The organism is Paraburkholderia sp. EG286B (assembly GCF_040965655.1).
Lineage (GTDB): Bacteria > Pseudomonadota > Gammaproteobacteria > Burkholderiales > Burkholderiaceae > Paraburkholderia.
Map to the genome: position 1 here is coordinate 1 of NZ_JBFRCF010000036.1, position 12,253 is coordinate 12,253.

The 12,253-nt window shown below is 59.4% G+C and carries 12 protein-coding genes and 2 pseudogenes; 10 read left to right on the forward strand and 4 right to left on the reverse strand.

The features are described 5' to 3' along the window. The first annotated feature begins 418 nt into the window (after positions 1–418). Complete coding sequence (locus AB4Y42_RS39545; RefSeq protein WP_266232672.1) at positions 419–748, forward strand: XRE family transcriptional regulator; 330 nt, start codon at positions 419–421, stop codon at positions 746–748. A 45-nt stretch (positions 749–793) separates the two neighbouring features. On the opposite strand, the pseudogene AB4Y42_RS39550 reads toward AB4Y42_RS39545, so the two are convergent. Beyond that, a pseudogene (locus AB4Y42_RS39550) lies at positions 794–1,308 on the reverse strand (transposase); the annotation flags it as partial. A gap of 59 nt (positions 1,309–1,367) precedes the next feature. Here AB4Y42_RS39550 and AB4Y42_RS39555 point away from each other — a divergent pair. From AB4Y42_RS39555 to AB4Y42_RS39570, 4 genes are all read left to right on the forward strand, one after another. After that, positions 1,368–1,541, forward strand: coding sequence for a hypothetical protein (locus AB4Y42_RS39555; RefSeq protein WP_266232671.1), 174 nt, complete (start codon positions 1,368–1,370; stop codon positions 1,539–1,541). Between the two features lie 697 nt (positions 1,542–2,238). Continuing rightward, positions 2,239–3,462, forward strand: a complete 1,224-nt coding sequence (locus AB4Y42_RS39560; RefSeq protein WP_368605640.1) for a ParA family protein — start codon at positions 2,239–2,241, stop codon at positions 3,460–3,462. Next, positions 3,446–4,456: a ParB/RepB/Spo0J family partition protein gene (locus AB4Y42_RS39565; RefSeq protein ID WP_368697317.1), complete on the forward strand. Its 1,011-nt coding sequence runs from the start codon at positions 3,446–3,448 to the stop codon at positions 4,454–4,456. Before AB4Y42_RS39560 ends, AB4Y42_RS39565 begins: the two co-directional genes overlap by 17 nt. 277 nt (positions 4,457–4,733) lie before the next feature. Further along, entirely contained in the window at positions 4,734–5,891 is a 1,158-nt protein-coding gene (locus AB4Y42_RS39570; protein ID WP_368697318.1) for a hypothetical protein, read from the forward strand. A gap of 653 nt (positions 5,892–6,544) precedes the next feature. On the opposite strand, the gene AB4Y42_RS39575 is transcribed toward AB4Y42_RS39570, so the two are convergent. Then, the gene (locus tag AB4Y42_RS39575) at positions 6,545–7,045 is read right to left on the reverse strand and encodes a hypothetical protein (protein WP_368697319.1); all 501 of its coding nucleotides are present in this window, start codon (positions 7,043–7,045) and stop codon (positions 6,545–6,547) included. 234 nt (positions 7,046–7,279) lie between these two features. Then, on the reverse strand, positions 7,280–7,714 hold the full coding sequence (locus AB4Y42_RS39580) for a hypothetical protein (protein ID WP_368697320.1): 435 nt from the start codon (positions 7,712–7,714) through the stop codon (positions 7,280–7,282). Positions 7,715–8,160: 446 nt separating this feature from the next. Between AB4Y42_RS39580 and AB4Y42_RS39585 the strand changes: the two are divergent. Together AB4Y42_RS39585 and AB4Y42_RS39590 are read left to right on the forward strand one after the other, a co-directional pair. Next, a pseudogene (locus AB4Y42_RS39585) lies at positions 8,161–8,385 on the forward strand (IS110 family transposase); the annotation flags it as partial. Positions 8,386–8,718: 333 nt separating this feature from the next. Next, the gene (locus AB4Y42_RS39590; RefSeq protein WP_368697321.1) at positions 8,719–9,300 is read left to right on the forward strand and encodes a hypothetical protein; all 582 of its coding nucleotides are present in this window, start codon (positions 8,719–8,721) and stop codon (positions 9,298–9,300) included. A 358-nt stretch (positions 9,301–9,658) separates the two neighbouring features. Here AB4Y42_RS39590 and AB4Y42_RS39595 read toward each other — a convergent pair whose 3' ends face one another. Further along, positions 9,659–10,057, reverse strand: coding sequence for a helix-turn-helix domain-containing protein (locus AB4Y42_RS39595; RefSeq protein ID WP_368697322.1), 399 nt, complete (start codon positions 10,055–10,057; stop codon positions 9,659–9,661). Between the two features lie 830 nt (positions 10,058–10,887). Between AB4Y42_RS39595 and AB4Y42_RS39600 the strand changes: the two genes are divergently transcribed. From AB4Y42_RS39600 to AB4Y42_RS39610, 3 genes are read left to right on the forward strand one after another with little or no spacing between them, the layout of a single operon-like run. Then, positions 10,888–11,181: a hypothetical protein gene (locus AB4Y42_RS39600; protein WP_368697323.1), complete on the forward strand. Its 294-nt coding sequence runs from the start codon at positions 10,888–10,890 to the stop codon at positions 11,179–11,181. A gap of 37 nt (positions 11,182–11,218) precedes the next feature. Then, positions 11,219–11,890, forward strand: coding sequence for a lytic transglycosylase domain-containing protein (locus AB4Y42_RS39605; protein WP_368697324.1), 672 nt, complete (start codon positions 11,219–11,221; stop codon positions 11,888–11,890). A 12-nt stretch (positions 11,891–11,902) separates the two neighbouring features. Next, the gene (locus tag AB4Y42_RS39610) at positions 11,903–12,247 is read left to right on the forward strand and encodes a hypothetical protein (RefSeq protein WP_133189231.1); all 345 of its coding nucleotides are present in this window, start codon (positions 11,903–11,905) and stop codon (positions 12,245–12,247) included. The last annotated feature ends 6 nt before the right edge of the window (positions 12,248–12,253 follow it).

Below are 12,253 nucleotides of genomic sequence, written 5' to 3' on the forward strand. Positions count from 1 at the left end.
ACGGGAGCATCGCGCGCGCCGCGCGCCCGGATCGAGGCGCACGGGGTCCCCCATGGCCGCATCGTCGGACATGGGGAGAGCGCCGGCGCGCCGCGTCAGCGGCGGGACGATCCGGTATAGCCCAGGCCGGCCACCAGCCGGGGTCGTCAAGCGCCCAAAGGGCGCGTGTATCCCCCGCGGCGTAAGCCGTGGGGGCTGGATAATGACGGGAGCATCGCGCGCGCCGCGCGCCCGGATCGAGGCGCACGGGGTCCCCCATGGCCGCATCGTCGGACATGGGGAGAGCGCCGGCGCGCCGCGTCAGCGGCGGGACGATCCGGTATAGCCCAGGCAGACCACGGGCCGGGGCCGTCAAGCGACCGAAGGGAGCGTGTATCCTCCGCGGCGAAGCCGTGGGGGCTGATTCCATGGACCACAAATGACTACCAAAAATACTTACCTCACCATCCGCCGCGAATGCCTGCAACCCGGCATTTACTGGGCGAAGCCTACAGGTGCAGAAATTCAGGAGATTCTGCGGCAGTCTGGAATGACGGACCGTTCCGCGGCTGCATATCTTGGATTAAAGGACAAAACCGGGCGTCATATCCGACGCTGGACAAGCGCCGAGAATGACATTCCTTATTCTGCCTGGGCACTATTATGTTACGCCGCTGGATACGGGCTCATCTGGGAAATTGATCCTTCGAAGATGCGGACGACGCACGGATCAAACGACATGGAAGACAGCGGCACACCGTCGGACTGAATGGTCTGCGGCGACGCTCAAAAAGAGGACCATCTGTATTTCGTGGGCCATTTCGACCAGTAACGCGCGTACTCTCCGGTTACCCTGCCTGCTAATGCCCCTGGTCGGTATGGCTCTGGCCGCTCTCATAGAGCTGCGGCACCAACCCTACGCAGGCGCCCACCTGACGACGGTTGCAGCTCGAGCGCGAGGCGCGACGCGCCTACGTCGCCTATCCCCTTCAGGCGCGCAAGGGCATTGCTTCGCTGGCGCGCGAGAGCCGGCACGTTCGCCTGGCGTGTCTTCTCCAGCGTCGCGAGTTGCTGCTCGGCCAGCGCCAGTCGTTGGCACTCGCGCAGCAGCCGCTCCCGCAACTCGGGCGGGAGCGGCGCACCGTCGTGGCACCGCACCTCGTCACGCGCGAGCCGGCCGGCGAACTGTTTGTGATCGACCTCATCCCAGCAGCCGAGCGTGACCAGCAGTTTGCGCATGCGGTCGCGATGCTGCAGTATTTCCTTCTGCAGTTCCCCTCGATCGCACATCAGATGGCGCGACGCCTCGTCCTGCGGCGACGGTACGTGACCGTATCAAGCAATTTATCGACGAAATGTATTCCACGGGCGTCAAGTCCAACCGACGCGTGCTAATCGAACTGGACAAGATCCTGAACATCGCGGTGGTAACGGCAAGCATCGGACGCTACACCGAAATCCGTCACTACCTGGACGGCCACGAAATCGTCACAGCGTGGCTCACGAAGGAAGAACGCATGCGTTGGATCGCCCGCATGCGCGCCGAAGGATTCACCGGCTGACGGATGGCGACTTTCCTCGGCGTCTGTGAAGGAACCATCTACAACGATCAGCGGCACCTGCGGGAAGAGAAGCCGAACTGGCTGATCAGCCTCGCCTCTGTCCAACGCCTTAGCTACTCGAACATTCGGGTTCAGCTTACGCGCACCGCGGCTCGGCACGCCCACTGAACATCCCACAAGCTCCCTCCTCCGGAGGGGGCTTATGCCACGCCTACTTTTTTGGTCTCCGACGACCAGAAGCAGAGTTAATTTTTTACGGGGTTCCCAAACGGCAGAGCTTTGATCCAGTCTATCGGCGCCTGTCACCAAGACGGGACCAACCCAAGCGAAGACCCCGCGGTGCGACTGATCGTCCACCAACTTGGCCATCTCTGCGGAACGTGGGAGATTTTTCACGACCCAGAGGTCCACGCAAACCTCATCGCTCGCTGCGAGGAGAACAGTGCTGCACTGCAAATCCAACGCGCCGCCACCTGAGTGGGCAAGAAATTCCATTTGTCCAGGTGGGATTTCCTGATCCAAATTCGAGGATTTTCCGCCACAGCCAGGCCCGGTGCGGCTTTCCCTGGGGTACGACCCAGGAAAGTTAACTTGCAAGGGCGTTGTTAACCCGCTACATTTCGCCTAAACGATTACGTCGCCGGATTTCGAAGAATCTGGCATTTTTCGATGACGGACGTGAAACGAGGTTACAGACATGGCAATTAAAGACCTCTCGCCCCCAAGAATCACGATTGGGGTGAACGAGCTCAACGCGATCGCCGATCGCGCCGAGGGCACTCTCGCTAAGCTCCGCGACGATCTGCTCGAACCGTGGCCGCGCAAGCAAGCGCCCACGGTGACGGGCGCTCGCCTCGCGAAGATCTGCAAGCTCGAACGGGCACAGATCAATTATCTCTGTACTCGCGGCCACCGAGAAGGCCTTCCTGTTGGGACGATGCGCGGACGCAATCGTGAGTTCACGCTCGCTGAAGCCCAACAGTTCGTGCGACTGGCTGGCCCCTACGAGCCGCGCCCCGAGGGCGCTAAGGGCATTGTCATCTCCGTCGGCAACTTCAAAGGTGGCGTCGGAAAGACGACGAACGCCGTTGCGCTCGCCCAAGGGTTAACCCTGCACGGACATAAGGTGCTGTTGATTGACCTCGATCCGCAGGCGTCGTCCACGACGCTCATGGGTTATGTCCCGACGCCGGAAGTCACCGAAGAGATGACGGTGATGCCGGTTGTCTACGGTGAAGCTGCCGATCTTATCGACGTCGCGATCCCCTCGTACTGGGACGGTCTGGACATCATCCCGTCGTCGTCTGCGCTGTTCGGTGCTGACTACTATCTGCCGAACAAGCAGGCTTCGGAACCGGACTACGAGTTCTGGAAGGTCTTGGACAGCGCGATGGATACGATCCGCGAGCGTTACGACGTGGTGGTGATTGATACGCCGCCGACGCTCTCCTATCTCGCGATCGGCTGTTTCATGGCGACGGACGGGATGGTGATCCCCCTGCCCCCGGAAACCCTCGACTACGCGTCGAGCACCCAGTTCTTCCGGCAGTTCGCCGAACTCTTCCGCTCGCTGTCCGATGGGCGGTCGGTGGAGAAGACCTTTGCATTCATCAAGGTCGTGCTCTCAAAAGTGAAGCCGGGTGTTTCGACCACCGATGTCGTGAAGTCTTGGATCCAGCAGACCTACGCGGAACTGCTTGCTCGCTCCGAGGTACTGGAGAGCGATCTGGTCAAGAACGCGACAGCCGAGTTCAAAACGATCTACGACCTCTCGAAGTACGACGGCTCGACCGCGACGTACAACCGGGCGCTCGAGTCGTTCGACGGCGTGATCGATGAGTTGGAAGCTGAACTGCAGCACGCGTGGCGTCTGCAGATTGCGGCTCAAGGTAGCGAGGTGGCAGATGTCGAGCAAACTTAAAGACCGGTTGATGGCGCGGACGGCGAATCTCGCCGACAAGGTTGCAGAGGGCGCCACGGAACGTACGCCAATCGCTGAACAGCGTCCGATGACGATGCCTGGTCAGCTTGGCGCTTTCCGTCTTGAGGCCCAACGCTACCAAAGGAAGATCGAGGAGCTGACCGCCGAGCTCGAAGCGGCGCGCAATACCGGCGGCGCAGTTGAACTGCCGGTGGACAAGCTGCACGAGGTTCCGGGTCGCCGGCGGTTCAAGCCGCGCGAGAAGTACGTCGAGTTGCTTGAGAACGTTCGCCACAACGGACTCATCGAGCCGGTCGTTGTTCTCACGCGCCCTGACGGCGAGTGGGATATCTGGTCGGGCCACCATCGCGTGGACACGCACAGGGACCTCTCCCTACCCACGATTCGTTGTGTGTTGGGCACCGCCAAAGACGAGGTCGAAGCGACCGACGGCGCGTTCTTCGCGAACCTGATGCAGTCGGATCTGACCGACTACGAGAAATTCATCGGGCTCAAGCGCTTCCAGGAAGGTCACCCCGAGTTCACACAAACCGATGTTGCCGAGCGTTCCGGTCTCTCGAAGCAGGCCGTGAGTGATCTGTTCGCGTTCGGCCGGCTCCCCGATGAAGTGCTGGAGATCGTCGACACGAACAAGACGATCCTCGGAGCCGGAGCAGCAGCAGACTTGGCCAGCCTCGCAGAGGCAGGGAAATCGGCTCGGGTGATCGAGGCAGTCAAGCAGTTGGCCGACAAAAAACTCGATCAGAAGCAGGCGCTGAAGTTTGCGCGGACGGTTGACGCACCGACGAGGGCTCCCGCGGCAGCAGAGAAATTCAAGGTCAAAGCAGGGAAGGCGACTTGGTGCGACGTGCGCCGTGTGGGCAACGTCATGCGCATCGAGTTCAAGTCGGAAGAGCAGGCGAGTGCGGCTCAAGAGGCGATTCGCTTGCATCTCGAGCGGATGGCACAAGACAGCAGCCACCATCCAGAATGACTAAGTGATTGATTTTTAAGGAGTCGGCAATGCCGACTAACCTTCAGGAGCGTTGACGTGAGCTAAGCACGGCACATAAACAAAAGCCCTCGGCTGGAACCGAAGGCTTTTGACCAGCAGCTTGAGGACTGGGTCCTAAGCTACCTACCCGATATCTGGCGCCAACCAGTCATCGAGTTCTGTACATAACCGGGCAGGCTTTGTACAGCACCGAGTGTAGCCGATCCCCCTGGTCAGTCAAGCGTTTTTCGAATCCATTCTTGGAAATGGACTGGCTATGGCTATCGCGCGCGTACTCGGTACGGCTGGCGAGGGACAAACACACCCTTCGCAAGCAGATCTCTCCACTGACAACGTCAACCTCCCTTGGGTCATCCTCCGGGCGACGCATCGGGCCGCTCGGCTCGACGGCGTCCCGGCGCGCGCACGCGCGGTTCTGGCCGCCCTCGCCCGCACCGTCGATGCCGACAAACCCTTCGGTGAGATCTTTGCTCGTCGCACGCTCCTGACCGAACGCGCAATGCAATCCGAGCGCACGTTTTATCGCAGCCTCACGGACCTGGAGACCGCTGGCCTGATCGACCGTCGCCCGCAGCGCCGTTACGTCGAAGCGGGTCTGTTCGGACGCGCGTATCTGCATCTGACGGAAAAAGCTGCGGTGTTGCTCGGACTCGTGGACGCACCCGCCGCTGAAGCCGAAACACAGCCTACCGAAGCAACTGCCCAGTCCGAGAAAGAATTTAAGCAGCCGTATGACAGTGTGGCAGACGGTGCTAATACTAAGGATCTTATCCCTACATCTTTTCAAAAGAGACAACCGGGGGAGTTTTCCACAAACAAGGCCGGACAACCGCCGCAAGACCTGCAGCGTTTGCGGTCGCTCGGTTTCACGGATTTCCTGATCTTCAAGCTCATGCGCCAAGCCCGTGAAGCTGGGAAACTGCTTTCCGAGGTCGTCGAGGTTTGCTGGGAACCACTGCGCAAGGCAACGTACCCGATCAGCTACCTGCGAGCACTGCTCGCAAGCCCGACCGACTTCGGCCACCAACTGCGCGCCCGTTCCGCCGAACAAGCGGCTGTCCGAGATGCCGCTCAGGCGAAGCAAGGCGCTGCACGCGAACTCACGCAACTCGATGGCCAGACGTTCGAGGACGCTAGCGGCATGCAACACTACGTCGTCAGCGAGGGTGGGGCGTGTTTGACCGTCTATCGCTCAGGTGAGGACGTCGCCCGGCGCGTCAGCGGAGAATGGGCTGTAGAGTTCGTGAATTTGATTAAACGGGGCCATATCAAACGAATTGGCTTTGCTTCTCCGGCTCCGAGCGCTCAGGTCTCCGCAAAGACCGACGAGTCGCCGCGGCAGCTCACGCGCGACGTGGCGACACATCTCGCCGCTCTCAAAGCGCTCTGTGGCTCGCGCGTGAAACACGCCTAAGGTTTCCTACACATCGATCTAACCCTTGCCGGATAGGCGTTTCAGCGGATTTCATCGGCATTGTTTCACGGGATAAGCGTCGTTTTGGAGGTCACGACCCCACGCACCGTAAACGGGAACGTGCTGGAGGTAGCACACAGCTGCCGAAGTACGCTTCCGTAGTACGCATCACGTATTTCGTAATAAACGACACCAATACATGATCAAAATCGACGAGAGCACGGAGGGTCTGTGGCCAAAGACCGGACTTTGATACCGGAGGAAGTCCGCATACGGTTCGATCGAGCCTTGCGCAGCGACTACCGAGGGGTGGCCGATTTGGTTTCGTGGGCACCGGATCTCTTACCGACGACCGATTTCAAGCGCGCCACGGATCTCATTGCGGAGGCCTTCGCCACGCGGCCAAGCCCAAACAACGTCGTGCGACTCGCAATCAATCAAAGCCCGCGTCGCTGGCACCAACCCCCGACATCACAACCATGGTTCTCAGCAGAGGACACCTCGGCGCGAGAGCCAGAAGTCGCGACGGCGTTGCGCACTGGAGAGCGCAGCTTATTCCTGAGTTTCGTTGAGTTACTCCGCGCACGCATTAGCGAGCCAGCCAACCTCTCTTCGCAGAGTTACCCATCGTTTTGCCGACGCGCGAGGACGGCTCAGCAGTGATGACATGCACCATCGCATTGGACGACGACTTGTCGGATCGAACGCAGAGCACTGGATTTGAAAATGCGGTCTAACGTGGCTGAGGGACTGGCTGCGTCCGGCATTCTTTGACGACTCGATCTATGGAGCGATGGGTCAGCGCCGGGCGGTTTGTAGTCCTTCAACGCAGCGTCGATGTACCGGATATCTTCTTTGATGTCTTCGTGCTGGTCCTCTGGCAGCGTTCTGAGCTTCTGCCGCTCCACCAGCTGGTTGCGAATGCGCTGCAGTCGGATCTTCGGACGGTCGTAGGTCGCGTCGAGATGACTGTCCGAAGCGATCATGATCAGACTCAGAAAACCCGCATAGAGCGAAAACGCGGGAAGCGTGCCGAGCAGTGCAACGCTCAGGGTCAGCGTGCCGAGCTTGAGGCCTTCGACCATCACAAAGCTCGGCAACGACCGGGTACTGATGCCCCACGACGACCTGTAGAGCTTGTCCAGCGAGGTCACGAGATAGTGCCCCGCGCCATGACGCGTCGCGTACTGGTCGGCGAGGAACTAGTAGCTGTTTTCGTCGTAGATGTCACTCCCCAGCTCCGAGCGGCTCTCGCGCACAACGTTCGACAAGAGGACGGCTTCGATGACCCGTTTATCAGTGATGTTCTCCAGCTCCTCGCATCGAAGTCCTTGAGTTTGAGTGCTTCACGGGCCGCGAGCAGGATCACCGTACGATCCTTCTGTGTGTCAGCGGTGTCCAGTGCCCGTGCTCTCATCTTGTTTGACGCGCGGCACCAGCCAGCACCTGGTTAGTCGTAGCGGTGCGGAGATGAACTCAAAATAGACAAACACGCGACCGATCTCGTGCAGCGTGATCGACGCGAGCTCTTCAGCGGAGAATCCGCGGTCCACCAACAGATCGACCGGCATGTAGATCGTCGGTTCGATCTCAGCGAATGCGCCCGACACCATACCGGTCGCGATAGGCACGGTACCCGCACCACGGGAGCCGGCGCTCTTGATGATCTTCAGGCTATCCTTCGACATGGTCCACTGGCCCCGCATTGCGTTGAGCATGGGGTGGTTGCGATCGACCTTGGGGAAGCTGACCGACGGACCCTCGAAGCCAAGATCAAACGAGATCTTCAGTTTCGTGTGGGTCTCGACGATCTTCGAGAGCATCTGTTGCGGAGACTCTGGATCGGTCCCGTCCGCCGTCGCGATCGTTTTGTACCCCATCTTGCGATGGACGCGTACGCCCCGGTCAGGGCGTCAAACAAAAAACGGTCTTGGAAGTCGATAGATTCCAGGCGAGCGTGGCGCGTCGAGCGCATTTTATTTTTCCTAACCGGGTCCTAAGACGAATAGAAAACCCACGCGTGGGCAATAGTTTGAAAGGTCATTTGATCGACCAACCCACACACAGGAACCGGCATGCAAAACGAAGCGACGACAAAAGAGGGTGCGTGGGTTGAGTGCAAATTCGTCGTGTAGCGATGGATGTGGCGGCGCTCTTCATATTCTCTTATTCCTTGCCTTCTTTGGAAATGAATTAAGGAATACGAAATAAATGCGACTTCAACCCTGCGGAAGCTTACTGCGCTTGCGGCGATCGATTCGCTATCTGTTTTGCGAAACTTAAACCGTGTCTCGTTGCAATGGATGCCTGCGGCGCCGCGCACTACTGGGCACGCGAACTCCGCGCTCTCGGACATGACGTGCGCCTGATTCCACCCCAGTTTGTCGCCCCGTACCGCAAGGGCGGCGCTCATGTAAAAAACGACGCCCTCGATGCCGAAGCGATCTGCGAAGCCGCAAGTAGCCCCTCCATGCGTTTTGTGCCGTTAAGGTCACGCGTGGGCTTTCACATGGGACGAGCTGGCTGCAGTTCGGAAAATTTGGAATTGCTCGCACCCCTAATGGTTGCGCATTACGATCCGAGCTATGCACGCTCGACAAAACGCGTCTACCAGTCGCTTACTATGCGCCGCGCATTGATCTAGTCGATTTGCCGCCCGCCACTCTGAACCAGACCGCAAGGAAACTTCTTGCCGACTGACTACCGAACGACTGTCATCAATGTTTCCGAGTGTAACCGAGATGGCATGCTCAGAGGGAGGTGCAGTATTTTCATACGAAATGTTGTGGCCTAACAGGACAAGTCACCGGATCAGGATATTCTGGACATGTCTACAACGATTGAAGATCGCCTTATCGTGCTTCTAAATAAGCAAGCACGGCTTGGGCAAACGGAAGGTGGCCTGCGGCGCGGAGCGCTCCGGCGAGTCGTCGATTCGTTTACCGAATTGATTCAAATTCCGGAGCTAGGGCGAGGCCCTTTTGAGCGGCTGACTGAGTACACTGGAATTTCCACGCAACGGTGGCGCAAGGTATTTCATCGACGCCAACGACCAACGCCGGATATGATCGAGGCACTGGCGCGCCTTTTCCCACACTATGCATTCTGGTTGGCGAGGGGAATTACGGATGCCACTAACGGCCATGTCACGCCGGAGAATGCGCAAATGTTCCCGGAGCGCCTGCATGTCGAGTCAGACGCTGCCAATCAACACTTCCGTCGCTCGCTTGTCCTGTTTCGTCGCTTGTTTCAGGAAGCGGGAGTCGATCCGCAAGGCGATCGCTCCCGCATGTATGCGGCAGAACGTACAAGACGTGAAAAACCTGCGGCCGACCTCTGCAAAAAGAGGGGCGGGCAGACCCCGTCGCGCAGCGTCCGGGCACTTAGAAGCCAGGGCGGCGGGGCGTAGCACAAGTTCCCATAAAAAACCAGAGTATTTGGGCATCTTGAAGTTGTCACGGTGTTTCGGCGAAAGTGTCACTGCAGTGCCAGTTGATCGCTAGGCCGCCTGAGTGAAGCGAGAAATTCTGAAGAGGGGCGGATGAATAGCATTGTTGGCTCGCAGTTCCGACTTCGGCGCGAGCCAAACGACTGGCTGACTGAGCACGCGCGGTATGAGTCGCGTTCCAAAAACGCGCAATTAATTGTCGAGCGGCGGGAACGGGGTGCGGAGATGACAGAGAGCGGGGCCTGCACGCGGTATCGCAGGCGCCTGTGGATGCAATTAAGCGGGCAGCAGTGTTGAATCACGCAACCGGTTGAGATAGTCAGGAAATGAGGCTGATTGCCTTTCGCACGATCAGCGGATCTACCTGCCCAGTTTCTGAGGACGCTTGATAGACGAGTGCGAACAGCTTGGCCTTCTTCTCAACATCCACAGGAATACCTGTGTCAGAGATGCTGGCTTCGATGGTCGCAAACACCTTTTGTAGCAATTGCTCATCCACCGCTCCGTAGCGCGCAGCTCGTTTCCCGGTTAGCAAATAGGCGACATCCACGCCGTGCTCGATTAGCGTCATCAGATAGCCAGCATCCGGATAGCGCTGTTCTTTTTCGTAGGCAGATTGAGTCTTGCGGTTGATGCCTGTCCACTCGGCGATGTTTCCCTGAGTGAATCCGAGCCGATCACGCTCTTCGGCTAGGCGCGAACCAAACGTTAATGGCATTTAAATTGGTCTTTTGTGTTGCGTATGGGACAAAAATGTCCCATACTGGAAGAAATTCATCTCATCGGACCAGTATACGGGCCACCCATGGTACTGAAAACAGTGGAAGACGAACAATCTGGCAAGGAATTCCGTGCTTAGCGGCCCAGCTCGAAACGGAAAGACCACACGTAACTCAACGCCGCGGTCTTGCTAGATCTCAAGGACGGGGTTGTGACGTCTAAAGGAGATAGCTAACGGGCTGAGCGTACTAACGTTTTTTTGTGGGAGGTTTCGCCAAATCAATAAGCATAACTAAGTTATATGCATTGCATTGAAATGGTTTGTCAAATCGGTCAGTTTCCGCATTAGCAATAGCGAAAACGCCTCATCTGGACCTGTTACACGAGGCTTTGATCAGAACCATATTATTCAACGGTGTATAACGTTAGCATTCCTAAATGATTAATGAGAGAGGTGGACGCTGTCGATGCTCAAATCGAGATCCTGCGCGCAGCGAGATACCGTGCGGCAGCTTCGTCCGCGCGCGTGGGGCGGGGTCGGAGGGATAGCCGCATGGGCACGACGGGCTCGCAGCATGCAAGTGGGGTCTGGCCACATCGGAGGTCATCGTAATGGGCAGGGTTTTCGGGTGGATCCGAAAGGGTGCGTGCGCACTGCTGTTGTTCGTGGGCGCAACATCGTTACTTGGCACAGCGTACTGGATGGTGGAGCGGCACTCGTCGTTGCGCGAGCTCATGGCGGTGGCCATCGTGGGTCTGGGTTGGGCCGCGGTCGGCTGCGTGGCGTACAGACGCAGCTGGCCGAGTGACAACCGGGAGTGGTAAACCATGCGCGGCCTCTTTAGACATCCCCTTGCGAAACCCGTTGAAATGGGCCTGTTGCAGCTGGGCGTGCTCGCCGATTGGGGCTGCGGCGCTCTGGGCTGCCTTCTCGAACACTACATAGGCTGGGCCGTCCAGCGGATGCAGGGGCTGTCGTTATCGGCCATGGTGCCGGCCGCTCTCGACCTGCGCGTGGGCGGTACGGCTGCAATGCGGGTGACGCCCCAACTGCCTGCGGTCGAGGTTGCCGTCGCTGAAGGCGTCGCGCATCGGCTCAGGCGCGACCGAGGCGCCACATGAAAACCCACCTCGCGTTTGGGCCCGCAACGGAGCGGTCATGATGCCAGTCGACTTCGCGATGCTCGCGCAGCAATGCGCCCCGGCCATCTATCCGACGACCCTGCAGGCGCTCGTTAAGGTGGAATCCGGCTTCAATCCCTTCGCCATCGGCGTGGTCGGCGGCCACCTGGTGCGCCAACCGCGTAACCGCGATGAGGCGGTGGCGACCGTACGCGCGCTTGATGCGGCTGGCTGGAACTACAGCATGGGCCTGGCCCAGGTCAATCGCGCGAACCTGCGGGTCTATGGCCTTACCCCTGAAACCGCGTTCGATCCGTGCGCGAACCTCCGCGCGGGCGGCGTCATCCTCGCCGATTGCTACACCCGCGCGGCCGCCGGCGGACGCGTGCCGCAGGATGCCGTGCGTGCGGCGCTTAGCTGCTACTACAGCGGCAATTTCACGCGCGGCTTCAAACCGGATGTGGGTGGTACGAGTTATGTCCAGCGCGTGGCTGCGAACGTGCCCGATAGCGAAGCCAGCGCTGCTGTCGTGCCGCCGATCGTCGTCGTACCGGTGGGCAACGCACCCGTTGTGCACACAGCATCGCGCGCAGCAGTGCACCCGGCCCGTGTGCGGCGGGCCGATGACGCAGTGAGCACCGACACCGGGGCCGACCACGCCCAACCGGTCAATCACCATCCAGCCTGGGACGCCCTGGGCGATTTTTGACGGAGCAGGCAGATGAAGAAGATTCTTCTCGAACCCTTGACCGGCCGTGCCGCGGCTTTGGTGCGTTTGCGTGGCAGGAATGCGAGGCGCATCGGCGCAGTGGCCATGTCGATGGCCGCCCGCGGAGCCTGGGCGGGCGGTGGTCTGGCAGCGGGCACGTCGGCGGCCAACACCTTCACGCTATGGTTTTACGGATTCTGTGGCGTGATGGCCGGTTCGTATCTCCTGTGGGTTGGGGTTCAGTGCTGGTCCAACAAGGCCGACTGGATTCATGACTTTGGTGGCGGCATCGCGAAGGTGGCCGGCGTGGGTTCGGCACTCGTGCTCGCAGGTTGGGCTTTCGGACTCTTCGCCTGAATCACC

Excerpts from the sequence above, each read along its gene's own strand:
- AB4Y42_RS39570 (WP_368697318.1), top strand. The coding sequence starts at position 4,734 with ATGGCTATCGCGCGCGTACTCGGTACGGCTGGCGAGGGACAAACACAC.
- AB4Y42_RS39580 (WP_368697320.1), bottom strand. The coding sequence starts at position 7,714 with ATGCTCTCGAAGATCGTCGAGACCCACACGAAACTGAAGATCTCGTTT.
- AB4Y42_RS39595 (WP_368697322.1), bottom strand. The coding sequence starts at position 10,057 with ATGCCATTAACGTTTGGTTCGCGCCTAGCCGAAGAGCGTGATCGGCTC.
- AB4Y42_RS39565 (WP_368697317.1), top strand. The coding sequence starts at position 3,446 with ATGTCGAGCAAACTTAAAGACCGGTTGATGGCGCGGACGGCGAATCTC.
- AB4Y42_RS39560 (WP_368605640.1), top strand. The coding sequence starts at position 2,239 with ATGGCAATTAAAGACCTCTCGCCCCCAAGAATCACGATTGGGGTGAAC.
- AB4Y42_RS39605 (WP_368697324.1), top strand. The coding sequence starts at position 11,219 with ATGATGCCAGTCGACTTCGCGATGCTCGCGCAGCAATGCGCCCCGGCC.
- AB4Y42_RS39545 (WP_266232672.1), top strand. The coding sequence starts at position 419 with ATGACTACCAAAAATACTTACCTCACCATCCGCCGCGAATGCCTGCAA.
- AB4Y42_RS39590 (WP_368697321.1), top strand. The coding sequence starts at position 8,719 with ATGTCTACAACGATTGAAGATCGCCTTATCGTGCTTCTAAATAAGCAA.
- AB4Y42_RS39610 (WP_133189231.1), top strand. The coding sequence starts at position 11,903 with ATGAAGAAGATTCTTCTCGAACCCTTGACCGGCCGTGCCGCGGCTTTG.
- AB4Y42_RS39600 (WP_368697323.1), top strand. The coding sequence starts at position 10,888 with ATGCGCGGCCTCTTTAGACATCCCCTTGCGAAACCCGTTGAAATGGGC.